General features: G+C 65.4%; 26 protein-coding genes. 12 read left to right on the top strand and 14 right to left on the bottom strand.

Annotated elements, in window-relative coordinates:
* Positions 1–15: 15 nt before the first annotated feature.
* Genes CRO07_RS07135 through CRO07_RS07095 form a run of 9 tightly spaced genes read right to left on the bottom strand, consistent with a single transcriptional unit; the run spans position 16 to position 4,519 of the window.
* Positions 16–525: a flagellar basal body-associated FliL family protein gene (locus CRO07_RS07135; protein WP_097029999.1), complete on the bottom strand. Its 510-nt coding sequence runs from the start codon at positions 523–525 to the stop codon at positions 16–18.
* 5 nt (positions 526–530) lie between these two features.
* Positions 531–1,250 (bottom strand): flagellar basal body L-ring protein FlgH, encoded by a 720-nt coding sequence (gene flgH, locus CRO07_RS07130; RefSeq protein WP_097029998.1) that lies wholly within the window; start codon positions 1,248–1,250, stop codon positions 531–533.
* A 10-nt stretch (positions 1,251–1,260) separates the two neighbouring features.
* The gene (flgA, locus tag CRO07_RS07125; RefSeq protein WP_097029997.1) at positions 1,261–1,680 is read right to left on the bottom strand and encodes a flagellar basal body P-ring formation chaperone FlgA; all 420 of its coding nucleotides are present in this window, start codon (positions 1,678–1,680) and stop codon (positions 1,261–1,263) included.
* Complete coding sequence (flgG, locus tag CRO07_RS07120; RefSeq protein ID WP_097029996.1) at positions 1,680–2,465, bottom strand: flagellar basal-body rod protein FlgG; 786 nt, start codon at positions 2,463–2,465, stop codon at positions 1,680–1,682. The genes flgA and flgG overlap by 1 nt, the downstream gene beginning before the upstream one ends.
* 4 nt (positions 2,466–2,469) lie before the next feature.
* Positions 2,470–3,186 (bottom strand): flagellar hook-basal body complex protein, encoded by a 717-nt coding sequence (locus tag CRO07_RS07115; RefSeq protein WP_097029995.1) that lies wholly within the window; start codon positions 3,184–3,186, stop codon positions 2,470–2,472.
* A 1-nt stretch (position 3,187) separates the two neighbouring features.
* Positions 3,188–3,454, bottom strand: coding sequence for a flagellar biosynthetic protein FliQ (locus tag CRO07_RS07110; protein ID WP_097030092.1), 267 nt, complete (start codon positions 3,452–3,454; stop codon positions 3,188–3,190).
* Positions 3,454–3,744, bottom strand: a complete 291-nt coding sequence (fliE, locus tag CRO07_RS07105; RefSeq protein ID WP_097030091.1) for a flagellar hook-basal body complex protein FliE — start codon at positions 3,742–3,744, stop codon at positions 3,454–3,456. Before fliE ends, CRO07_RS07110 begins: the two co-directional genes overlap by 1 nt.
* A gap of 11 nt (positions 3,745–3,755) precedes the next feature.
* Positions 3,756–4,136 carry a flagellar basal body rod protein FlgC gene (gene flgC / locus CRO07_RS07100; RefSeq protein ID WP_097029994.1) on the bottom strand — a complete coding sequence of 127 codons (381 nt, stop codon included), beginning with the start codon at positions 4,134–4,136 and terminating at the stop codon, positions 3,756–3,758.
* Positions 4,137–4,138: 2 nt separating this feature from the next.
* Positions 4,139–4,519 carry a FlgB family protein gene (locus tag CRO07_RS07095; RefSeq protein WP_097030090.1) on the bottom strand — a complete coding sequence of 127 codons (381 nt, stop codon included), beginning with the start codon at positions 4,517–4,519 and terminating at the stop codon, positions 4,139–4,141.
* Positions 4,520–4,603: 84 nt separating this feature from the next.
* On the opposite strand from CRO07_RS07095, the gene CRO07_RS07090 reads away from it, so the two are divergent.
* Positions 4,604–5,914 carry a FliI/YscN family ATPase gene (locus CRO07_RS07090; RefSeq protein WP_097029993.1) on the top strand — a complete coding sequence of 437 codons (1,311 nt, stop codon included), beginning with the start codon at positions 4,604–4,606 and terminating at the stop codon, positions 5,912–5,914.
* 263 nt (positions 5,915–6,177) lie between these two features.
* On the opposite strand, the gene CRO07_RS07085 is transcribed toward CRO07_RS07090, so the two are convergent.
* Both CRO07_RS07085 and CRO07_RS07080 read right to left on the bottom strand, forming a co-directional pair.
* Entirely contained in the window at positions 6,178–6,516 is a 339-nt protein-coding gene (locus CRO07_RS07085; protein WP_097029992.1) for a hypothetical protein, read from the bottom strand.
* Positions 6,513–6,782, bottom strand: coding sequence for a rod-binding protein (locus CRO07_RS07080; RefSeq protein WP_097029991.1), 270 nt, complete (start codon positions 6,780–6,782; stop codon positions 6,513–6,515). The genes CRO07_RS07085 and CRO07_RS07080 overlap by 4 nt, the downstream gene beginning before the upstream one ends.
* Positions 6,783–8,214: 1,432 nt before the next feature.
* On the opposite strand from CRO07_RS07080, the gene fliK reads away from it, so the two are divergent.
* Together fliK and CRO07_RS07070 are read left to right on the top strand one after the other, a co-directional pair.
* Positions 8,215–8,745, top strand: coding sequence for a flagellar hook-length control protein FliK (fliK, locus tag CRO07_RS07075; RefSeq protein WP_235840950.1), 531 nt, complete (start codon positions 8,215–8,217; stop codon positions 8,743–8,745).
* Positions 8,746–8,754: 9 nt separating this feature from the next.
* On the top strand, positions 8,755–9,429 hold the full coding sequence (locus CRO07_RS07070) for a flagellar hook capping FlgD N-terminal domain-containing protein (RefSeq protein WP_097029990.1): 675 nt from the start codon (positions 8,755–8,757) through the stop codon (positions 9,427–9,429).
* A 4-nt stretch (positions 9,430–9,433) separates the two neighbouring features.
* Here CRO07_RS07070 and ubiB read toward each other — a convergent pair whose 3' ends face one another.
* On the bottom strand, positions 9,434–10,963 hold the full coding sequence (gene ubiB, locus CRO07_RS07065) for a 2-polyprenylphenol 6-hydroxylase (protein ID WP_097029989.1): 1,530 nt from the start codon (positions 10,961–10,963) through the stop codon (positions 9,434–9,436).
* Entirely contained in the window at positions 10,964–11,716 is a 753-nt protein-coding gene (gene ubiE, locus CRO07_RS07060; protein ID WP_097029988.1) for a bifunctional demethylmenaquinone methyltransferase/2-methoxy-6-polyprenyl-1,4-benzoquinol methylase UbiE, read from the bottom strand.
* A gap of 107 nt (positions 11,717–11,823) precedes the next feature.
* On the opposite strand from ubiE, the gene mutM reads away from it, so the two are divergent.
* The 9 genes from mutM to zapE all read left to right on the top strand — a co-directional run bounded on the left by mutM (position 11,824) and on the right by zapE (position 22,232).
* Positions 11,824–12,675, top strand: coding sequence for a bifunctional DNA-formamidopyrimidine glycosylase/DNA-(apurinic or apyrimidinic site) lyase (mutM, locus tag CRO07_RS07055; protein WP_097029987.1), 852 nt, complete (start codon positions 11,824–11,826; stop codon positions 12,673–12,675).
* A 60-nt stretch (positions 12,676–12,735) separates the two neighbouring features.
* Positions 12,736–13,512, top strand: coding sequence for an enoyl-CoA hydratase (locus CRO07_RS07050; protein ID WP_097029986.1), 777 nt, complete (start codon positions 12,736–12,738; stop codon positions 13,510–13,512).
* A 93-nt stretch (positions 13,513–13,605) separates the two neighbouring features.
* A complete protein-coding gene (rpsT, locus tag CRO07_RS07045) occupies positions 13,606–13,884 on the top strand; it encodes a 30S ribosomal protein S20 (protein ID WP_097029985.1) in 279 nt (92 codons plus the stop codon).
* A gap of 536 nt (positions 13,885–14,420) precedes the next feature.
* Positions 14,421–15,773, top strand: coding sequence for a chromosomal replication initiator protein DnaA (dnaA, locus tag CRO07_RS07040; protein WP_097029984.1), 1,353 nt, complete (start codon positions 14,421–14,423; stop codon positions 15,771–15,773).
* A gap of 117 nt (positions 15,774–15,890) precedes the next feature.
* Entirely contained in the window at positions 15,891–17,009 is a 1,119-nt protein-coding gene (dnaN, locus tag CRO07_RS07035; protein WP_097029983.1) for a DNA polymerase III subunit beta, read from the top strand.
* Positions 17,010–17,076: 67 nt separating this feature from the next.
* On the top strand, positions 17,077–18,168 hold the full coding sequence (gene recF / locus CRO07_RS07030; protein ID WP_097029982.1) for a DNA replication/repair protein RecF: 1,092 nt from the start codon (positions 17,077–17,079) through the stop codon (positions 18,166–18,168).
* Positions 18,165–18,587: a VOC family protein gene (locus CRO07_RS07025; RefSeq protein WP_097029981.1), complete on the top strand. Its 423-nt coding sequence runs from the start codon at positions 18,165–18,167 to the stop codon at positions 18,585–18,587. The genes recF and CRO07_RS07025 overlap by 4 nt, the downstream gene beginning before the upstream one ends.
* Before the next feature lie 89 nt (positions 18,588–18,676).
* Positions 18,677–21,112 carry a DNA topoisomerase (ATP-hydrolyzing) subunit B gene (gyrB, locus tag CRO07_RS07020; RefSeq protein WP_097029980.1) on the top strand — a complete coding sequence of 812 codons (2,436 nt, stop codon included), beginning with the start codon at positions 18,677–18,679 and terminating at the stop codon, positions 21,110–21,112.
* 43 nt (positions 21,113–21,155) lie between these two features.
* Entirely contained in the window at positions 21,156–22,232 is a 1,077-nt protein-coding gene (gene zapE / locus CRO07_RS07015) for a cell division protein ZapE (RefSeq protein WP_097029979.1), read from the top strand.
* 8 nt (positions 22,233–22,240) lie between these two features.
* Here the strand turns inward: zapE and serB are convergent, their stop codons facing one another.
* A complete protein-coding gene (serB, locus tag CRO07_RS07010) occupies positions 22,241–23,116 on the bottom strand; it encodes a phosphoserine phosphatase SerB (RefSeq protein WP_097029978.1) in 876 nt (291 codons plus the stop codon).
* Positions 23,117–23,211: the final 95 nt, after the last annotated feature.

Below are 23,211 nucleotides of genomic sequence, written 5' to 3'. Positions count from 1 at the left end.
CTGTTGCGGGACCGCTCAACTGTCCTGACGCATGATGTCGACAATCAGGACATCGGTGACCTGCGGCCCCAGAACCGACTGCGCGACTTCGGAAAGCGCACGGCGCAGAGTCACCATGTTCGAGTTGTCCGTGAAGGCGCCGCTGAACCCCCCCGCATTCGCGTGATCGAAAAGAACCCGCAACATGCCGTCGCGCAACTTGGGCTCGACCGCATAGACACTTTCAGATCCGCCATGCGGAACCTCAAGGCTGATCGACAGAATCACCATCGACGCGACGCGGCCGCCCTGCACGATCGGCACGATGAACTGATTGTTCAGCTTGGCATATTCCGGCCGCTCTTCGGGCGGAAGCTCATGCAGGTCGGCCTGCGGCTTGGCTTGATGGGCCGTGTCGTGGTCACCTGCGGGTTCGGCCTTGTCGGCCGCGGGGGCCTCGGCCGGGGGGCGCAGGAAAAAGCCGGCGCCAATGCCTGCACCAAGGCCGAGCAGCGCCAGCAACAGGGGAATGAGAACGCGCGCCATTGCGGTCAGAACGGCAGGATGATGTCAGCGACCTGCTGGCCATAGCGCGGCTGCTGCACGTCGGTGATCTGGCCGCGGCCGCCATAGGCGATGCGTGCCCCTGCGATCTTGTCATAGGTGATCTCGTTCTGGCGAGAGATGTCGCCGGGACGGACGTAGCCGGTGACGATCAGTTCGCGCAGTTCGAAGTTGACCCGCACTTCCTGCTGGCCTTCGATCCGCAGCACGCCGTTGGGCAGTTCCTCGACCACCGTCGCGGCGACGCGCAGCATCAGCTTTTCCTTGCGCTTCACCGACCCGTCGCCGGCATAGCTTGACGATGATTTGCTTTTGACCGCATCCGCCATCGAGGCACCGTCAGGCAACCGCCGGTCAAGCCGCTGCGGAATGCCGAACAGCGATGGAATCCCCAGATTTTCGCCCCCCTCGCGGCTGCGTTCGGAACTGTTCGAGATTTCGGCCCGGTCGTCGATCTCGATCACCACGGTCAGGATGTCGCCGCGCTGGCTGGCGCGACGGTCGCCCAGAAGCGAAGCGCCGCCACCGTTCCAGAGCGACGAGTCGCTGGTCGGCCCGCCGTTCGGAAGCGTCTGGGGGATCGGCAGCGAATACATCGCGTGATGCTGATAGCTGCCTTCGATCGGGGTGAAGGACGGCGCCTTCCCGACTTCCTCAAGACGGGCACAGGCGGGAATGGCAAGCAGAAGCAGGACAAGACGTTTCATCGGGTTTCCTTCAGGATCCGGGGCCGACGCGCACGGTGCCGTCTTCGGCAATGCGGCCGAACACCGTGGTGCGCGAGGATAGGTTCATCACGCGGATCACCTCGCCCGCACCGCCGCGTGCAAGGGCGCGGCCCTCGGCGCGGATTTCGAGGGCGCCCGCCATGTAGGAAAGCGGGACGATCTGGTTGCGGTCGATCAGGGCGGGTGCCCCGATATCGGACGGCCGGATCGGCCGCCCGACATAAAGCGCCACATGCGCCTCGCGGCCGATGGCATCGCCCGGGTCGGTCAGCGCGCCGGGCGTGTCGTCGGCCACCAGCGTCACGTCCTGGGGCCCCAGAACCGTCAGCGGCCGGATCGTGCGTGTGGCGACCACGGTTTCGGCCATCGCGGGCGTGGCCAGCAGGAAAAGCACAAGCGCCGATCTCATCATTTCACCTGCGCGGTTGCGGCCAGCATCTGGTCGGCCGCGGTGATGACCTTGGCGTTCAACTCGTAGCCGCGCTGGGCCTTGATCAGTTCGGTGATCTCCTGCACCGAATCGACCGAGCTTTCCTCAAGATAGCCCTGCCGCAGGGTGCCAAGGCCGTCCTCGCCCGGGGTGCCGGCGATCGGCGGGCCAGAGGCGGCGGTCTCGGTGAACAGGTTCGAGCCGATCGCCTCAAGCCCCTTTTCATTGCTGAAGCTGGACAGCGTGAACTGACCCAGAAGCTGGGGCTGCACCTGACCGTTGTAATAGGCCCAGACCTCGCCCGCGCCATTGATCGAGATGCTGGCCGCATCTTCCGGGATGGTGATGCCGGGCGCTACCTCATGCCCGTCCGAGGTCACGATCAGCCCATCGCCGGTGCGCTTCAACGCCCCGTCACGGGTGTAGGCGGCCTGACCCGAGGGCAGGGTTACCTCGATATAGCCGCGCCCGTCGATGGCGACATCGAGATCCCCCCGCGTCTGCGATAGCGCGCCTTGTGACAGCACCACCGAAACCGACGAGGGGCGCACGCCCAAGCCAAGCTGGATGCCGGTGGGAAGCATCCGCCCATCTTCGGCGCTGACGGTGCCGGGGCGGGCAAGCTGTTGATAATGCAGATCGGCAAAATCCGCGCGTCGAGCGTTGTAGCCCGTCGTCGACATGTTCGCGAGGTTGTGCGAAATGACATCGACGCGCGTCTGCTGCGCGCTCATGCCCGAGGCTGCGATCTGAAGGGCCTTCATTGTCTCACTCCTGGCCGAGGGTTCTGACGGTCGAGCGGATGCGCTCGTCCTCGCGGTCTAGGAAGGTCTGCCCAAGTTCGTAGGCGCGCTGAACCTCGATCATCCGGGCAATCTCGGAGACCGGCTCGACATTCGACTCTTCCAGCGCACCCTGGATCAGGGTCGCGCCATCGGCCGGTTCGACCCCACCTTCGGCGGCGAAACGTGTGCCGCCCTGATGGCGCAGATCCAGCGGATTGACCGGCTGCCAAAGCCCCACGCGCCCGATCGGCTGGCCATCGGCCGACAGGGTGCCGTCCGAGGCAAGCATCACATTGCGGGCATCCGGCGGCACGAAGATCGGCGCCGCGCCTTCATCGAGAAGCTGGTTGCCGTCGGCATCGACCAGTTCCCCCTCGGGCGAGGGCGTGAAGCTGCCCGCGCGCGTCAATTGCTGGCCGTCTGCGGTGTCGATCAGAAAGAAGCCCTCGCCCTGGATCGCAAAGTCGAAGCTGGCGCCGGTGCGGTTCAGGCCGCCTTGCGACAGGTCGATCTGGCGGGCGCTGGCATGGGCCATCGACAGCGAGGGGTCGCCATCCAGCCGGCGGACATGTTCGGCAAAGACGATGCCCTCGCGCCGGAAGCCGGTGGTCGAGAGGTTGGCGATGTTGTTCGCCACGCTCTGCATTTCGCGCATCAGGCCGGATTGGCGGGTCAGGGTGGTGTAGCCGGCTGCGTCCATCTTAGCTGCCCTCGATCATCGGGATGATCTGGTCGGCGAAAAAGGCCAGAAGTGTCGAGGTCATGAAGCTCATCGAGACCCAGAACACGACAAGCATCGCGCCCACCTTCGGCACGAAGGTCAACGTCATTTCCTGAACCGAGGTCAGCGCCTGCAAAAGCCCGATGGTGACGCCGGCGACCAGAGCCACGCCAAGAAGCGGCGCCGACATCAGCATGGCGACCCAAAGCGCCTGACGAAGAGCGTCGTAAAGCACGGCCTCGCCCATCATACCGGCATCCTCAGGATTTCCTGATAGGCTTCGACCACTTTGTCGCGCAGGGTGACGGCGGTTTCGACCGCCGTCTGCGAGGCGGCCAGCGCCTCGACCAGCGCATGGGGATCGGCTTTGCCGGTCATCGCGTCCCGCGCCGTTTCCTCGCCCTTCTCAAGCGTTTCGACGAAGCGTGCGGCTGCACGCCCCATGGCCGCGCCGGCACCGTCCGGCTGCGGTTCGGCGGCCGCGGCCGTGCGGGCCATTGCATAGGTCTGGGCGGCAAGGGAAGTTCTGATATCCATTCTGGACTCCATCAACGGCGCAGAAGATCGAACAGGCTTTGCGTCATTTGCCGCGCCTGATCGAACATGCGGAGGTTCGCCTCGTAGCTGCGCTGCGCTTCGCGCGCGTCAGCGATCTCGATCACCAGATCGACATTCGAGCCGTCGTAGTGACCACTGTCATCGGCCATCGGGTGGCCGGGGTCGTAGATGCGGGCCAGGTCGCTGCGGTCCAGCCGGACCGGGCCGGTCGTGACCTGCCCGCTGGCCATATCCTCTTGAAAACTGACCGTCTTGCGGTGATAGCCGGGGGTATCGGCGTTCGCGATATTCTCGGACACATGGCGCAGCCGCATCGACTGCGACCGCATTCCGGAAGCGGAAAGCCCGAGGGACTGGATCAGGTCACCCATCGTCAGGCCCCCCGACCCAGGCTCGTCCGGATGATCCGCGAGCTGTTTTGGTAGATCGACAGCGCCATGTCGTGCTGCTGCCGGGCCGAGACTGCCTTTACCATCTCGTCTTCCAGCGAGACGGTGTTGCCGTTGGGCGCCACCGATCCGCGCCCGTCGGTGACGACGGGATCAACGGCCGCGGCCTCTGCCCCGCGCAGATGGCCGGCGCGTGTGGTGCGCAAGCCGCTGCCTTCGGCATAGGCGGCAAAATCGGGCAGGTCCCGGGCGCGGAACCCCGGTGTGTCGGCATTCGCGACATTCTGCGCGATAACTTCGGTTCGGGCGCCGGCATGGCGCGCCATGGCCTGAGCCAGTCTGACGATTTCGAGTTTCTCGAACATCGGGGCTTCTCCCTCGATCGGTTTCATCAAGGCTTAAGGGTGATTCCTTTAAAAAGCGTGAGGCGGGAACAAACGGAGACTCCCATGTCCGGTAAATTTGAGGCGCTACTGGCCGAGATCGCTTCGGTGCCGATCAGCCGACGGTTCGGGCGCGTGTCTGAAATCGCGCGGGGCACGATCCGGGTTTCGGGGCTGGCGTCCGACGCCGCGCTGGGCGACCGGGTTGTGGTGCATGGGCAGGACGGGCTGATCGGCGGTGAGGTTCTTCGCCTTGCGCAGGATGGGATGACCGTGCTGCCGGATGGGGCGCCGGACGGTCTTGTGATCGGGGATCCGGTCGAACTGGTCGGGCGCGCGGAAATCGCGCCGGACGATAGCTGGATCGGGCGGATCGTGGATCCGCTGGGGCGCCCGCTTGACGGGCGGCCCCTGTTTCGCGGGCCGTCGCCGCGCCCCTTGAAGGCGCCTGCGCCGGCCGCCGCTTCGCGCAGAAGTTTTGGTCCGCGGCTGCCGACGGGCACGGCGGCCTTCGATACGGTGTTGCCGCTGGTTCAGGGGCAGAGAATCGGTCTTTTCGCTGGCTCGGGTGTCGGGAAATCCTCGCTTCTGGCGAAGTTCGCGCGCGGCGTCAGTGCGGATGTCGTGGTCATTGGCCTGATTGGCGAACGTGGACGAGAGTTGCGCGACTTCACTGAAAAGGTGCTTGGTCCGGCGGGCATGGCGCGATCTGTCGTGGTCACGGCCACCTCTGATCAGTCGCCGTTGATCCGCCGCAGATGCGCCTGGTCAGCGATGGCCATTGCCGAGCATTTTCGCGATCAGGGTCTTCATGTGCTGTTGCTGGCCGATTCGATCACTCGTTTTGCCGAGGCCCACCGCGAGGTCGCCCTGGCTGGTGGTGAAGAGGCCAGCATGCGCGGCTTCCCGCCCTCGACGGCGCATACGATCATGTCACTGGCCGAGCGTGCCGGACCTGGGCCTGATGGGGCGGGCGACATCACCGCGGTTTTCACGGTTCTGGTCGCGGGTTCCGACATGGAAGAGCCGGTTGCCGACATCTTGCGTGGCGTTCTCGATGGTCATGTCGTCATGGATCGCAAGATTGCCGAGCGGGGACGGTTTCCGGCGATCGACCTGTTGCGTTCGGTCTCGCGCAGCTTGCCCGAAGCGGCGAGCGAAGGGGAAAATGCGCTGATCGCGGAAGCCCGGCGGCTGCTGGGCGCCTGGGATCGTGCCGAGATGATGATTCAGGCCGGTCTCTATGTGAAAGGTTCGGATCCGCAGGTGGATACGGCCATCCGGGTCTGGCCGGCGCTTGATGCCTTCCTGTCCGAGGATTCCCCGGCTGGCGTCGAGGCAAGTTTCCGACGATTGGAGGCGTGCCTTTCGGCATGAGCGGGTGGGGGGCGGCCCCGAGCCGCGTGAAAGACGACAGACGCCGCTGCAAGCGGCGTCACCGCATCGAGATTATCGTCGCTCGGCTGAAGGATTGGCTGCGCGGCGCAACCCGCCACGACAGATGCCCGGAGGCCTCTCTGTTTGCCATCCCCCTCGCCGCAACGGGCCTGTCCCGATTGTGATCCGGAACGGGTTTTGAGCCTGAGGGGCTCCTCAGCCCGCCCCCTCCTTTCCGGGCAATTCGAGGCAAAGTCTGCGGGTCACAGCCGATGCCGCGCCGGGCGTTCGGGTTGGGTTTCGGACCGCCGGCCCTGATCGTCATAGACAACGACCGTGCCCGCGGTCGCCTGCCGGATCTCGGCCAGACGCCTGCGGGCCGCGCGCACCCCATGCGAGGCAGCATCAAGGCAGGCAAGGTTGCGCTCGGCCTTGGCGCGGATCGCTTGGGCGCTGGCGGCGTCGGTGGGGGGCAGCGTCTCGATCGCGGCGGCTAGATCGGCGCCAAGTGCAGGCAGCGCGGCCAGTTCCCCGGCAAGGATGGCGCGGCGGGTGTCATCCAGCAGCGATTCGATCCGGGCGGCGCGGGTGTCGGGCTTCATTGGCCGGCCTCTTTCGCCAGTGCGCGGTAGAATTGTTCGGCAAGGCCGATGCCGCCCGCGCGGACCATCGCGGTCGCCTGTTCGTCACGCAGGAAAGAGCTGAACTGCGCTTCGCCAATCCCGCCCCCGAAGCCGCCCGAGGCCGAATCAAGGCCTGCGTGGTCCAGCATCTGCGAGAGAAAAGCGGACTCCAGCTCTTGGGCCTTGCGTCTAAGCTGAGCCTGAATGTCGGGGTTCGAGGGCGTGGGGCTGAGGGGCGAGATCATGCGTGGTCCTTTCGTTCTCATTTTCGCCATCCTCCGGCAGATCGGTAAATGTTCCGTAATCAGTTCCGACGACAAGCGAATGAGGCGACAGAAGGTCGGAACGGCGATGATTGCACCCATCTTGCAGATTATGGATACGGTCGTTCCGGCGGCGGCCCCGGCGGCGGGCGGCGCCCCGTCCGGCCCGATCTTCGAGGCTGAGTTGACCGCTGTGCCAGTGCCCCCTGTCATTCTCGCGGTGGAGGTGGCGGTGCGCCCGGTCGAGGGTCTGGCAAGGGATCAAGCCCTGTCGAGCGGTCCCGGGTTCTTGCCCGAACTGGCGCCGATGCTGGCCGAACCGACGGGCCTTCTGCTTCCCGAGACGGATGAAACGGCTATGCCCGAGACGACAGAGGTCGATCCCGGGATGCCGTTTGTGGCCCCTGATCCTTCGGTTGTGCCGGGGCCGCCGCCTGATCCCCAGACAGGTGAAACGACCTCTGCGGTGGTGCAGGTTTCCGAGCCTGAGAAAGAACAGGACGTCCGCGCAGAGCCTGATGCTCCGGCCGGCCATACGCTTGAAAAGGACGTGTCTTCCCAGAAGGTTGTGTCATCCGATGTCGCGCAAGTCCTGCGTTCGGCGATTGCGCCGGCTTCCGATGACCACGGGAATGCTGCGCCCGCCCCCGCGCCGCTGACGACGCGGGATGAACCGCCAACCGCTGCAACAGAGTTGGCGCACGGCGATTCTTCGGCCAGTCCGCCGGGCATGCGCGGTCCCACAGGGGCAATGACCGGCCCGGTGCAGCCCGAAGGCGTGCCAGCGCATGAGGGGGCGATCGAGATCCACCCGCTGCGCGCTCAGGTGGGTTCGGTTGCCTTTGATCGGGACGAGGTGGATGGCCCATCTTGGCCTGCGCCGCTGGCGCCTGTGGGTGGCCAACCTTTGATTCAGGCGCGTGATCCGGCCGTGCAGTGCGGTATTTCGGACCAGGCCGAGGCGTCAGGGCGCCAGGTCGCTTCCACACCGCAGATCGTGGCCGAACCTTGGACTGGTCCCGAGTCCGCGGTGGCCCAAGTTGCGAATCCCCCATTGGACCTGGGTGTCGTGCCCCCGCGTGACCCGGCCGCGGCCCGCCTGTTGGCGGCCGCAGCTCCCGACCGAATCCTTTCAGGCGCAAGCGTTTCCACCACTCTGCCGCTCTCGCACGGGGGCGCGCGCGATGTGGAACCCCGTGCGCTGACCCGACCCGAAGTGGATCTGCCCACGTCGGCGGAAATCCGGATACGGGCGGGGGGCCTTGTCGCGGAAGCCCCCGCGGAAGGCCCGGTTGCCCCGATCTCAGAGGTGCGGCCCAAGGCTGGGCAGGGCGATCCGCCGCAGTCCGACCGCCTCACCGAGCCGACGGGGCAGGGTATGGAATCGCCCAGGCCGGATCGTGCCGAACGGTCTTTGCCCGATACACGCGGCGCCGACCATCCGACATTCGAAACCGCGGCCGAGCCCGAGCCGTCCTTTGACGGCGCAGAGCCGTCGGGGGGCTTCGGTGCGATGGATCGCCCGTCCGCATCTGTCGATCAGCCGCGCCGGCTTGTTCTGGCTGCCGCGCCCGCGCCGGCCGCCGATCCGGCGCTTCGGGAAGGTGTCGAGGTGGCGCAACAGGAAAACGCGGCGCTGGAAGTCACCCTGCGTCCCGAAGAACTGGGGCGGGTCACGATGACGATGGCGCAAGAGGGCGATTCGCTTCGTGTTCTGGTGCAGGCCGAACGCGCGGATACCCTGGATCTTCTGCGCCGCAACTCGGATCAGTTGGGCGCCGAGTTGCGTCAGGCGGGCTTTTCCGGCGCCTCGTTCAGCTTTGGCGGCCGGGATGGCGAGCCGCCGCCGCGCCCTCGCCCCGCGATGGAAAACCGCTTGCAGCCTTCTCCGGTTTCGGCCGCGCCTTCCGGTGTGCCCCAGACCGGCCTTGACCTTCGCATCTAGGAGCAGACCATGGATGTCACCGCCACGACGCCGCCCACCGCCACGACGCCGCCCACCGCCACGACATCAGCCAGTCAGAGTTCCTCGGCCGGTACCAGTTCGGATTACATGACCTTTCTTAAGATGCTGACGACGCAGCTGAAGAATCAGGATCCGATGGACCCGATGGATTCGAAGGACTTCGCCGTTCAGCTGGCGACGTTTTCCGGCGTCGAACAGCAGGTGAAGACGAACGAACTTCTTGCCGCCATGAGTGCCTCGCTGGGTGCGATGGGGATGGCTGATCTGGCAAGCTGGATCGGCCGTGAGGCGAGGGTCAATGCCTCGGCCTGGTTCGACGGTGCGCCGATCACGATTGCGCCTCATCCGGCGCCCAAGGCTGACAGCGCGGTGCTTGTGGTGAAAAATGCAAGCGGAACAATCGTTTCGCAACAAGACATCGCGCCCGAAGCCGGAACGATCGACTGGGACGGAACCGACGCCTTGGGCTCCCCCTTGCCCGAGGGCCTCTATAGCTTCACGCTAAGAAGCTATCAGGGCGACGACCTTCTGGCGACCGATACGGTCGATGTCTATGCCGAGATCGTCGAGGCCCGTGGCGGAGCCACGGGAACGATGCTGATCCTGAAGGGCGGGGTCGAGGTCGCGACATCGGATGTCACGGCGCTGCGGTCCGGATCGTAACCTGTCAGAGCAGGCTTCCGATCCAGACGCCCAGGGCTGTGGCCGCCGATCCCGCCAGCATCCACAGTGCGGGATGCGGCGACTGGCGCGGCGGGGCCTCGATGCTGGGCTGGCCCTGCCGGATCAGGTGCGCCTCGACCAGCCGCGGCAGGCGCGGCCCGAACCGCCCGAGGATTCGTGCCGTCCGAACCAGATCGCGCGCCACTGCGCGCGGGCCGATGTTCTGGCGGATGTAATCCTCGACGATCGGCCGGGCGACCTGCCAGATGTTGATCCGCGGATCGAGCGAGCGCGCGACCCCTTCGACCACCACCATCGTCCGTTGCAGCAGGATCAGCTCGGTCCGGGTTTCCATGCCGAACCGCTCGGTCACCTCGAACAGATAGGCCAGAAGCTTCGCCATCGAGATATGCGAGGCATCCATGCCGAAGATCGGCTCGCCCACCGCGCGCAGCGCGCGGGCGAATTCGTCGATGTCGCGGTCGGCCGGGACATAGCCCGCCTCGAAATGCACCTCGGCCACGCGGCGATAGTCGCGCTGGATGAAGCCGAACAGAATCTCGGCATAGACCCGGCGGGTATATTCATCCAGCCGGCCCATGATCCCGAAATCATAGGCGATGATGTCGCCGTTCGCCGCCACCTTCAGGTTGCCCTGATGCATGTCGCCGTGGAAAAAGCCATCGCGCAGCGCATGGTTAAGGAACAGGGCCAGCACCCGCGTGCCCAGAACGTGCCGGTCATGGCCGGCCGCATCGATGGCCGCGTTATCGGCCAGCGAGATCCCTTCGGCCCAGCCGATGGTCATCACCTGCCGCGCCGACAGGTTCCAGACCGGCTTCGGCACCTGGAAGCCCTCGTCGGCTTCGGTATTCGCCGCGAACTCGCCGGCCGAGGCGGATTCAAGCCGCAGGTCCAGCTCGCCGTTCACCACACCTTCAAAATGGCGGATCACGTCGGTCGGGCGCAGTCGGCGCGAGAACGGGGCCAGGATTTCGATGATCCGGGCGGCCAGGTAGAAGGCATCGATGTCGGTGCGGAAGGCGCGTTCGATCCCCGGACGCAGCACCTTTACCGCGACTTCGACCCCGGTATCGGCCAGCCTTGCGCGGTGGACCTGCGCGATCGAGGCCGCCGCCACGGGTTCGGAAAACTCGGAAAAGACCGTGTCGACCGAGACGTTCAGTTCCTCCTCGATCATCGCCTTGGCAATATCGGTGGGGAAGGGCGGCAGCTTGTCCTGAAGGTATTGCAGTTGCAGGGCCATCTCGGGGCCCACCACATCGGGACGGGTCGACAGGATCTGGCCAAACTTGATGTAGGCCGGCCCCAGCGCGGTCAGCGCCCGCGTCGCCGGCGGCAGCGCCGGGTCGCCCGGCAGCCCCAGCCATTTGAACGGCCAGCCCAGAACGCGCGCCACCACCCGCAGGTTCGGCGGGGCATCCATCGCCTCAAGCACGGCGCCGATCGCGCCCGTGCGCTCCATTGTGGCGGCGGTGCGAACCAGCCGCCAGATGTTGTGAGGTCCGCGCACTTAAAGCTTCCAGCCAGAGTGCAGCGCGGCGATGCCCATCGAAAGGTTGCGGTATTTCACCAGCCCGAAGCCAGCCTTGCGGATCATGCCCGCAAAGGTTTCCTGATCGGGGAACTTGCGGATCGATTCCACCAGATATTGATAGCTGTCGCGGTCGTTCGCCACGATCTGGCCCATCACCGGAATCACGTTGAACGAATAGCGGTCATAGGCCCATTGCATCATCGGGTTGGGGATCTGGCTGAATTCCAGAACCATCAGCCGCCCGCCGGGCTTCAGCACGCGATAGGCCTCGTTCAGCGCGTCCTGCACGCGGGTCACGTTCCGGATGCCGAAGCTGATCGTATAAACATCGAAGGTGTTGGAAGCGAAAGGCAGCGCCATCGCATCGCCCACCACCCAGTTCAGCCGCTCGGCCATCTGGCCGGCGTCGGCGCGCTGCCGACCCTCGACCAGCATCGATTCGGTCATGTCGCAGACGGTGGCATGGGCGCCGGGCGCGCGTTTCAGGAAGCGGAACGAAATGTCGCCGGTGCCGCCCGCCACATCCAGAAGCTTCTGCCCCGGACGCGGCGCCAGCCAGTCCATCATCGCGTCCTTCCAGATCCGGTGGACGCCGGCCGACATCAGGTCGTTCATGATGTCGTATTTCGAGGCCACGCGCGTGAAGACGCCATGGACCATCCCGGCTTTCTCGCCTTCGGGCACGGTGCGGAAGCCGAAATGTGTCGTGCTGGAAGTTTCGTCGTTCATCGGGTCTTGCCGTCCTCTGTTCGGCCCTCTTTATAGGGCCGGTGGCGGGGGCTGCAATCCACCCCCGGCCCTTGTGATGCCGTGCTGCCATCTGTCGCGGAGTTTCCATGCCCGAACTGCCCGAGGTCGAGACCGTCCGCCGCGGACTGGAACCGGCGATGACCGGCCGCCTGATCGCGGCGGCCGCGGTGAACCGGCCCGACCTGCGCTGGCCCCTGCCCCCGCGCATGGCCGAGCGGCTGACGGGGCAGCGCGTGCTGGGCTTGCGGCGGCGGTCGAAATACATCCTGGCCGATCTGTCGGGTGGCGAGACGCTGCTGATTCATCTGGGCATGTCGGGGCGGATGCTGGTCTCGGGCGTGATGCTGGGCGGGTTCTTTCACGACCATCCTGCGCCAGCGAAACACGACCATGTGATCCTGAACATGGACGGCGGCGCCCGCGTCACCTTCAACGATCCCCGCCGCTTCGGCGCGATGGATCTGATGCCGACCGACAGCGCCGAGGGCCATCCGCTGCTGGCGTCGCTGGGCCCCGAGCCCTTGGGAAATGCCTTTGACGAGGCGCATCTTCGCGCCCGTCTGGCCGGGCGGCGCGCGCCGATCAAGGCGGCGCTGCTGGATCAGCATGTCGTGGCGGGTCTGGGCAACATCTATGTTTGCGAGGTTCTGTTCCGCGCGGGCCTTGCCCCCGGCCGGCTGGCCGGCAGCCTGACGCCGGACGAGGTTGCCGGGCTGGTGCCGATCATCCGTGCCGTTCTTCTCGAAGCGATCGAGGCGGGCGGGTCTTCGCTGCGCGATTACCGGCAGGCGGGCGGCGAGCTGGGCTATTTTCAGCACGCCTTCCGCGTGTATGGCCGCGAGGGGCAGCCCTGCCTTGCCCCCGGCTGTGACGGCACCATCGGGCGGATCGTGCAGTCGGGTCGGTCGTCCTTCCTTTGCCCGCGCTGCCAGAGATGACTTGATCCCTGCCACCGGACTGCTAGACCTTCGCGGAATTGCCACGACGAGGGAAACCGCATGGCCTACGAAACTCTGATCGTCGAGATCGAGGATTACGTGGCGCTGATCCGGCTCAACCGCCCCGACGCGCTGAATGCGCTGAACAACCGGTTGATGACGGAACTTGCCGACGCGCTGGGCGCGGCCGATCGCAACGACAAGGTGCGCTGCATCGTGCTGACCGGCTCTGACAAGGCGTTCGCCGCCGGGGCCGACATCAAGGAAATGTCCGAGAAGGGCTTTGTCGACATGTTCGGCGGCGACTTCTTCACTCCGGAAACCGAGGCGATCCTGCGGGTCAGGAAGCCCATCGTCGCCGCGGTCGCAGGGTATGCGCTGGGCGGCGGCTGCGAACTGGCGATGATGTGCGACTTTATCATCGCCGCCGATACCGCCAAGTTCGGCCAGCCCGAGATCAATCTGGGCGTGGTGGCCGGCATGGGCGGCACGCAGCGCCTGACGCGCTATGTCGGCAAGTCCAAATCGATGGACATGCATCTGACCGGGCGCTTCATGGACGCGGCCGAGGCCGAACGCTGCGGCCTTGTCAGCCGTGTGGTGCCGGCCAAGAACCTCATGGAAGAGGTGATGAAGGCCGCGGCCAAGATCTCGGAAAAGTCGCTTCTGACCGCGATGGCGGTGAAAGAGGCCGTGAACCGCAGCTACGAGACCACGCTGCGCGAAGGCGTGCTGTTCGAGCGGCGGCTGTTCCACGCCCTGTTCGCGACCGAGGATCAGAAAGAGGGCATGGCGGCCTTTTTGGAAAAGCGCACGCCGCAATTCCGCGACAAGTAAGGAATCGCGTCCTTGCGGGTTGACTTGCGTGTGAGTCGCCCGTAAAGACGCGGCTTCAAATAGAGATCGAACTTAGACGGAAGTCCAAGACATATGGCCAACTCGCCCCAGTCCAAGAAGCGTGCCCGCCAGGCCGAGGCCCGCGCCGCCGTTAACAAGGCCCGCCGGTCGCGGATCCGCACCTTCCTGCGCAAGGTCGAGGAAGCACTCGCCTCGGGCGACGCTGCTGCCGCCGCCATTGCGCTGAAGACGGCTCAGCCCGAGCTTGCCCGCGGCATCACCAAGGGTGTCCTGCACAAGAACACCGTGGCCCGGAAAATGTCGCGCCTCGCGCATCGCGTGAACGTGCTGGCTCACCCGGTCGCCGCCTGATTTCTGCCGTAGTTTCAACGGCTTGAAGCGCGCCCCTCTGGGGCGCGTTTTGCGTTTTTGGACCCTGCCAAGGGGCGGCTGTGGCCGCGTCGCAAGGTCGCCGGGATTCGCTGCGACAAAGACTTAGTCAACAGCGAAGTTCGGTTGCAGATGCTTGGCCCCACTTGCTAGCGTCATGTCAGCGATTCACACGTCCTTGGGGGGACATGGTTGGTCGCGGATCGACTGTTGTCAGCTGCCAGCTGCCGCCAATCCGGCGGAAGTGACAAAAGCGGTTTGCGATCATGGGGTTATGACTGGTGCCCGTCTGGGCATGCTTCCGCAACGTCGGATGAACCGGGCTTCACCCGGTTCCTTTCGCGTCGCGTTCGGTCCCGTGTTACCGGATCGCCTGCATTCATGCGGGCGGCCCGGTGATTTCCTGCGCGCTGTCAAAGCGCCCCCTTAAGATTTGCGTCGCAAAACGACAACAAGGCAGCCCCGCCATTTCGGCGCGGGTCAGGCCGCAGGCGATGAACGACGAACGGGCATAGGAAATGACGAATGAGACCTGGGTTCAAGTGCGCGAAGGGCTGCTCAAGCGTGTGGGCAAAAACAACTTCGTGACCTGGATCGAGCCTCTGCGGCTGACGGGCCTTTCCGAGGGCGTGGCGCGATTCGAGGTGCCGACGCTGTTCTTCGGCGACTGGGTGCAGCGTAATTTCGGCGACCATATCCGGCATCGTCTGACCGAGGCGGGCGAACCCGTCGAGCGGCTGGAATTTGCGGTGTCGAACTCGCCCAGGCCGCCGTTGCAGCCGGTCAAGGCCGCGCCGGTCGCGCGGCCCAAACCGCAGCCCGATGAGGATCTGCGCGGCGCCCCGCTGGACGCGCGCTTTACCTTTGACAGTTTCGTGGTCGGCAAGCCGAATGAACTGGCCCATGCCGCCGCGCGCCGCGTGGCCGAAGGCGGGCCCGTGACGTTCAACCCGCTGTTTCTTTATGGCGGCGTCGGGCTGGGCAAGACCCACCTGATGCACGCCATCGCGCACGAACTGCAAAAGCGCCAGCCGCAGGCCCGCGTGCTGTATCTGTCGGCCGAGCAGTTCATGTATCGCTTCGTGCAGGCCCTGCGCGAACGCGAGATCCTGGGCTTCAAGGAGTTGTTCCGTTCCGTCGATGTGCTGATGGTCGATGACGTGCAGTTCATCGCCGGAAAGGATTCGACGCAGGAAGAATTCTTCCATACCTTCAACGCCTTGGTGGATCAGAACAAGCAGATCGTGATTTCCGCCGACCGTGCGCCGGGCGAGATCAAGGATCTGGAGGAACGGATCAAAAGCCGGCTTCAGTGCGGTCTTGTGGTCGATGTCCACCCGACCGACTACGAACTGCGCCTTGGCATCCTGCAACAGAAGGCCGATTTCTACCGCGAGCAATACAAGGGGCTGGTGATCGCAGACGGGGTGCTGGAGTTTCTGGCCCATCGCATCACCTCGAACGTGCGGGTGCTGGAAGGTGCGCTGACGCGGCTTTTTGCCTTCGCCAGCCTTGTCGGGCGCGAGATCACGCTGGATCTGGCGCAGGACTGTCTGGCCGACATCCTGCGCGCTTCGGATCGCAAGGTCACGATCGAGGAAATCCAGCGCAAGGTGGCCGAGCATTACAACATCCGGCTGTCGGACATGATCGGGCCGAAGCGGTTGCGCACCATCGCGCGCCCGCGGCAAGTGGCGATGTATCTGTCCAAGCACCTGACCCCGCGATCTCTGCCCGAGATCGGGCGCCGGTTCGGCGGGCGCGATCACACCACGATCATGCATGGCGTGCGCAAGATCGAGGAACTGATGGCGACGGATTCGCAGCTGTCGGACGATCTTCAGCTTTTGCGCCGGCTGTTGCAGGGCTGAGGCGCGGCCCCGGGGGCGCTTGACGCCCCCGCCAATCCATCCATAGTCGGGAAAAACTTGAGCTTCGGTGCGAAACCGGGCAGTTTCGGCGTCCGCGTCTGAAAGAGGTATGAGGGAATGAAGATCAGCATCGAACGCGGCGCTTTGTTGAAGGCTGTGGGTCAGGCCCAGTCGGTCGTCGAGCGTCGCAACACCATTCCCATTCTTGCCAACGTCCTGATCGAGGCTGACGGCGGAACGGTCTCGTTCCGCGCCACCGACCTTGACATCGAAGTGGTGGACCGCACGCCGGCCGTGGTGGACCGGGCCGGCGCCACCACGGTCTCGGCGGTGATGCTGCATGAAATCGTGCGCAAACTTCCCGATGGCGCGCTGGTGAACCTGTCGGAAGATGCGGCCTCGGGGCGGCTGACGGTGATGGCGGGGCGGTCGGTGTTCAGCCTTGCCACGCTGCCGAAGGAAGATTTTCCGGTGATGGCGAGCTCGGAATACAGCTCGAACTTTTCGGCGTCGGCGCCGATGCTGCGACGCTTGTTCGACAAGGCCAAGTTCGCGATCTCGACCGAAGAGACGCGCTATTACCTGAACGGTGTCTACATGCATGTGGCGCAGGGCGACGAAGGGCCGGTGCTGCGCTGTGTGGCAACCGATGGCCATCGGCTGGCGCGGATCGACGCGCCCTTGCCCGAAGGGGCCGCGGGGATGCCCGGCGTGATCGTGCCGCGCAAGACCGTGAACGAGTTGCGCAAGCTGCTGGACGATGACGAGGCGCAGATTGCGGTTTCGGTGTCCGAGACGAAGGTTCGGTTCGCGACGCCGCAGATCACCATGACCTCGAAGGTGATCGACGGCACCTTCCCCGATTATTCCCGGGTGATCCCGGTCGGCAACACCCGCCGGCTGGAAGTCGACGCGCAGGAATTTGCCAAGGCGGTCGACCGGGTGGCCACGGTGTCGTCGGAGCGGTCGCGCGCGGTGAAGCTGTCGCTGGATGAGGATCGGCTGGTGCTGTCGGTGAATGCCCCGGATTCGGGTGCGGCCGAAGAGGAACTGGCGGTGGCCTATGGCGACGAGCGGCTGGAAATCGGTTTCAACGCCAAGTATCTGCTGGAAATCGCGTCTCAGGTCGATCGCGAGAATGCGGTGTTCCTGTTCAATTCCTCGGGCGATCCGACGTTGATGCGCGAGGGCAGCGACATGTCGGCGGTCTATGTCGTGATGCCGATGCGCGTGTAGCGGCGCAAGGGTGGGGGCGCTGCCCCCACACCCCCGGGATATTTGGGCCAGAATGAAAGGGGAGAGGGTGCGCGGGCTGGCGGTGGCCTCTCTGGGCGTGTCGCATTTCCGTTCATACCGCGGGGTGCGGATGGTGTTCGACGGCCGGCCGGTGGCCTTTGTCGGGCCGAACGGGGCGGGCAAGACCAACATACTTGAGGCGGTGTCGCTGTTGTCGCCGGGGCGCGGGTTGCGCCGTGCCGGGGCCGATGAGATCGCGCGGCGTCCCGAGGTGTTGGGGTGGAAGGTCAGTGCTGCGGTCAGGGGGCTGCATTCCGATCACGAGGTCGAGACCTGGGCCGAGTGTGGCGGGGCGCGGCAGGTGCGGATCGACGGCAAGGCGGCGACGCAGGTGATGTTGGGGCGCATCCTGCGGATCGTCTGGCTGGTGCCGGCGATGGATCGGTTGTGGACCGAGGCGGCCGAGGGGCGGCGCCGGTTTCTGGATCGGGTGGCGATGAGTTTCGCGCCGGATCATGCCGAGGCGGTGCTGGATTATGAAAAGGCGATGCGCGAGCGCAACCGGCTGCTGAAGGAAGGCGTTGGCGATGCGCATTGGTATGCGGCGCTGGAGGGGCGGATGGCCGAGGCGGCGGCGCTGATTGTGGCGCATCGTGCCGTGGCGGTGTCGCGGCTGATGCGGGCGCAGGCTGATGCGGGCGGTGCCTTTCCGCGGGCAGAGTTGGATGTCGCCTCGGACGATCCCGAGGATCTTCGGGCGGCCTGGGCCGAGGGGCGGCGGCGTGACATGGCGGCGGGGCGGACGCTGGTGGGGCCGCACCGCGCCGATCTTGCGGCGGTCTATGCCGGGAAGGGGGTGCCGGCCGGGCTGTGTTCGACCGGCGAGCAGAAGGCGTTGCTGATCTCGATGATCCTTGCCAATGCGCGGGCGCTGGCCGAGGATCTGGGTGCGGCGCCGGTATTGCTGTTGGATGAGGTGGCGGCGCATCTGGATGAGGGGCGTCGGGAGGCTCTGTATGACGAGATCTGCACGTTGGGGGCGCAGGCGTTGATGACCGGCACGGGGCCAGAGTTGTTTTCGGCTTTGGGGTCGCGGGCCCAGAGGTTCGAGGTGACCGAGGTGGGGGGGCTGTCGCAGGTGTGCGAGATGGGGCCATGACACCGCAGCGCGTGACGCTGATCACGCTGGGGGTCGCGGATCTGGCGGCCTCGGTCGGCTTTTATCGCCGGCTGGGGTGGCGGCCTCATGGTGTGCAAGAGGGGATCGCGTTCTTTCAGATGCAGGGTTCGGTGTTGGCGCTGTTCGGTCGGGCTGATCTGGCGGCCGATCAGGGGCGGCCGGGGGCTGTGCTGGGGACGGGGGCGGTGACGCTGGCGCAGAATTTCGCGTCCGAGGCCGAGGTTGATGCCGCGTTCGAGGTGGCCATCGCAGCCGGGGGCGTGGTGCTGAAACGGCCGGAAAAGGTGTTCTGGGGGGGCTATTCCGGCTATTGGGCGGACCCTGATGGCCATGTCTGGGAAGTCGCGATGAACCCGTTCTGGCCGCTGGCCGAGGATGGCAGTCTGACGCTTCCGTGACGGTGGACGGCGCTAAATCTTGGGCCCTGGGCGTGACATTCCCGGGCTTGGCCGCTATAAATCGCGCGTGAAGAAAAAGGTTTGACCGAATGGCCGAAGCTGCGCGCGTGCCGGAAGAATATGGCGCCGATTCCATCAAGGTTCTCAAGGGACTGGAGGCTGTCCGGAAGCGTCCGGGCATGTATATCGGCGACACCGACGACGGCTCGGGCTTGCACCACATGGTCTATGAGGTGGTGGACAACGGCATCGACGAGGCGCTGGCCGGCCATGCCACCGCGGTCACGGTGAAGATCCATGCCGACAGTTCGGTGTCGGTGCGCGACAACGGCCGGGGCATCCCCGTCGACATGCACGCCGAAGAGGGGGTGTCGGCCGCCGAGGTCATCATGACCCAGCTGCACGCCGGGGGCAAATTCGACCAGAACAGCTACAAGGTGTCCGGCGGTCTGCACGGCGTTGGCGTTTCGGTGGTGAACGCGCTGTCGGACTGGCTGGAGCTGCGGATCTGGCGCAACGGCAAGGAATATTTCGCCCGTTTCGAAGGCGGCGACACGGTCGAGCATCTGCGCGTGGTGGGGGATGCGCCGGGCGAGAAGGGGACCGAGGTCCGCTTTCTTGCCTCGGCCAAGACCAACCATCCGGCGGGCACGTTTTCCAACCTCGACTACAGTTTCAAGACGCTGGAAACCCGGCTGCGCGAGCTGGCCTTTCTGAATTCCGGCGTGCGTATCCTGCTTGAGGATGAGCGCCCTGCCGAGCCATTGCGCAGCGAGCTGTTCTATGAAGGCGGCGTGCGCGAATTCGTGCGCTATCTCGACCGTTCGAAAAGCCCGGTCATGTCAGAGCCGATCTATATTGCGGGCGACCGGGGCGGCATCGGTGTCGAAGTCGCGATGTGGTGGAACGACAGCTATCATGAAACGGTGCTGCCCTTCACCAACAACATCCCGCAGCGCGATGGTGGCACCCACCTTGCGGGCTTCCGCGGCGCGCTGACCCGCACGATCACGAAATACGCACAGGATTCGGGTATCGCCAAGCGCGAGAAGGTGGATTTCACCGGCGACGACGCCCGCGAGGGGCTGACCTGCGTCTTGTCGGTAAAGGTGCCAGACCCGAAATTCTCCAGCCAGACCAAGGACAAGCTGGTGTCGTCCGAGGTTCGGCCGGCGGTCGAGAACCTTGTGAACGAAAAGCTGTCCGAGTGGTTCGAGGAAAACCCGCAGCACGCCAAGACTGTTGTCGGCAAGATCGTCGAGGCGGCCCTTGCCCGCGAGGCTGCCCGCAAGGCGCGCGAGATGACGCGGCGCAAGACCGCGATGGATGTGGCCTCGTTGCCCGGAAAGCTGGCGGATTGTCAGGAGAAAGACCCGGCGCTGTCGGAACTGTTCATCGTCGAGGGTGACTCGGCCGGCGGTTCGGCCAAGCAGGGCCGGGCGCGGAAAAATCAGGCGGTGCTGCCGCTGCGGGGCAAGATCCTGAACGTGGAGCGCGCGCGGTTCGACCGGATGCTGTCGTCGGAAACTGTCGGCACGCTGATTACCGCGCTGGGGGCCGGGATCGGGCGGGATGAGTTCGATATCGCCAAGCTGCGCTATCACAAGATCATCATCATGACCGACGCCGACGTGGACGGCGCGCATATCCGGACGCTGCTGCTGACCTTTTTCTTCCGGCAGATGCCCGCGATCATCGAGGGCGGCTTTCTTTATATTGCGCAGCCTCCGCTTTACAAAGTGGCGCGCGGCAAGTCCGAGGTCTACCTGAAGGATCAGGCGGCGCTGGACGATTACCTGATCCAGCAAGGGGTCGAAGGCGCGGTGCTGCGGCTGTCCACCGGCGAGGATATCGCCGGCGCCGACCTGCTGCGCGTGATCGAGGGGGCGCGGCAGTTCCGTCGCGTGCTGGAAGGCTTCCCCACCCACTATCCGCGCGCGATTCTGGAACAGGCGGCGCTGGCCGGCGCCTTCGATCCGGGCCGGGCGGATGACGATCTGCAACTGGTGGCCGATACCGTGGCCAAGCGGCTGGATCTGACAGCGGCGGAATACGAACGCGGCTGGACCGGGCGGATCACGCAGGATCACGGCATCCGGCTGTCGCGCGTGTTGCGCGGGGTCGAGGAACTGCGCACGCTGGACGGCGCGGTTCTGCGCTCGGGCGAGGCGCGGCGGCTGTCGCAGGTGTCGCGCGAGACGCGGGATGTCTATACGTCCGCGGCGCGGCTGGTGCGCAAGGATCGCGAACAGCCGATCCATGGTCCGGTCGATCTGGTCCGGGCGGTGACAGCCGAGGGCGAAAAGGGTCTGTCGCTGCAACGCTACAAGGGTCTGGGCGAGATGAACCCGGAACAGCTGTGGGAAACCACGCTCGATCCCGAAGCGCGGACGCTGTTGCAGGTCAAGGTCGAGGATCTGGCCGAGGCCGACGACATCTTCACCAAGCTGATGGGCGATGTGGTCGAACCCCGGCGCGAGTTCATCCAGCAGAACGCCCTGAACGTCGAGCATCTGGATACCTGATCAGGCCCCTTTTCTGCGCCGCGGCATGGCCTTATGAAGGGCCATGCGCCAGACCCTGACCGAGATTTACGAAGCCCGCGTCGATGCGGGCGATCTGACCGCCGACCCGGCGCAGCACGCCGTGCTGCCCGACCTTGAGGCGATCCGCCTGTGGCTTGAGGCCAACCCCGAACGCAAGCGCGGCTTTTTCGGCCGGTTCGCGCAGAAAGAGGTGCTGCCCAAGGGGCTTTACCTGTGGGGCGGGGTGGGGCGCGGCAAGTCGATGCTGATGGATCTGTTCACCGATGCGGTGGCGATCCCGGCCAAGCGACGGGTGCATTTCCATTCCTTCATGCAGGAAGTGCAGCGCGGGATGCACGAGGCGCGCAAGCGCGGCGTCGAAGATGCGCTTCAGCCCGTGGCCGATGCGGTCGCGGCCGAGGTGCGGTTGCTGGCCTTTGACGAGATGCAGATCACCGACATCACCGACGCGATGGTGGTGGGCCGGCTGTTTCAGAAGCTGTTCGATCTGGGGGTGGTGATCGTCACCACCTCGAACCGTCCGCCGGAAGATCTTTATCTCAACGGCTTGAACCGGCAGGTGTTTTTGCCTTTCATCGCGCTTCTGCGCGAGCGGTTGACAGTGGTGGAGCTGGAAAGCCCGACCGATTATCGCCAGCACCGGCTTCAGGGGGCGCAGGTCTATTTCTGGCCCGCCACGGGCGCCCACCGCCAACTGTCCGAGATCTGGACCGACCTGACGGGGGGCGATCGCGGCCATCCGCTGCGCCTGCCGGTGAACGGGCGCGAGGTCGAGATTGCGTGCTTTGCCAATGGCGTGGGGCGCGCGACCTTCTGGGATCTTTGCGCCCGTCCGCTGGGGCCCGCGGATTTTCTGGCCATCGCCGAAGCCTGCCGGGTGCTGATCCTTGAGGACATCCCCCGGCTGTCTGCGGAAAACTATAACGAGGTCAAACGCTTCGTCACGCTGATCGATGCGCTGTACGAAGGCCGCGTGCGCCTGATCGCCTCGGCCGCGGATGAGCCCGAACGGCTTTACATGGAAGGCACAGGTTCGTTCGAATATGAACGCACCGCCAGCCGCCTGCGCGAGATGCAGGGCGCCGACTGGGCGGCCTGACGGGCGGCTCAGGTCACGAACTGGTCGCGCGCGTAGCCCTGCACGAACAAAAGCGCGGTCAGGTCGCCGTGGTTGATGCGGATCTCGCATTCGGCCGCCACCACGGGTTTCGCGTGCAGCGCCACGCCGGCGCCGGCGCGTTTCAGCATCCCCAGATCGTTCGCGCCATCGCCCACCGCCATCGCCTGATCGACCCCGATTCCCAGCCCGGCGCAAAGCTCCTCCAGCGCGGCCAGTTTGGCTTCGCGGCCTAGGATCGGTTCGGCGACCGTTCCGGTCAACTGCCCATCGGTGACATGCAGGATGTTGGCGCGGTGCTCGTCGAACCCCAGCCCCTCGGCCACGCGCGCGGTAAAGGCGGTGAAGCCGCCCGACACCAGCGCCGCCCGCGCGCCGCTGGCCTTCATCGTCTGCACCAGTTCGCGCCCGCCCGGCATGTATCGGATGCGGTTTTCGAACACCCGTTCGATTACCGATTCCGGCAGGCCCTTCAACAACGAGACCCTCTCGCGCAGGGCGGATTCGAAGTTCAACTCGCCATTCATCGCGCGGGCGGTGATGCCTGCGACATATTCACCGACGCCGGCTTCGTCGGCCAGTTCGTCGATGCATTCCTGCCGGATCATGGTCGAATCCATGTCGGCCAGCAGCAGTTTCTTCCGCCGTCCGGCGTCGGCCTGCACCACCAGATCGACCTTCAGGGTCTGAAGATCCTCCCACACCTGCCAGCGGTTCGAAGGCATTGAGGGCAGCGGGAATTCCGCGGCAACGCCATGGTCCAGCCAGCGCGCGGGACCGCCGCCCCAGGCGTTGCGGATGGCCTCGACCGTGGCTTGGTCCAGTGCGGGCGTGGCGGGGTCGGTCAGCAGGGTGGCGATGAACATGGGATTCCCCGACAGGTCGCTTTTTCAGGATCAAGCGCCGCTCTAGGACAATTCTTTTCCTTGCGCCAGAGGCGCGACGTCGCTAAAGCCAGCGG

The sequence above is a fragment of the Cereibacter ovatus genome, from assembly GCF_900207575.1.
In the GTDB taxonomy this organism is placed as follows: domain Bacteria; phylum Pseudomonadota; class Alphaproteobacteria; order Rhodobacterales; family Rhodobacteraceae; genus Cereibacter_A; species Cereibacter_A ovatus.
Note: the sequence above shows the minus strand (reverse complement) of the source record. Positions and strands in the feature narration are given on the sequence as shown.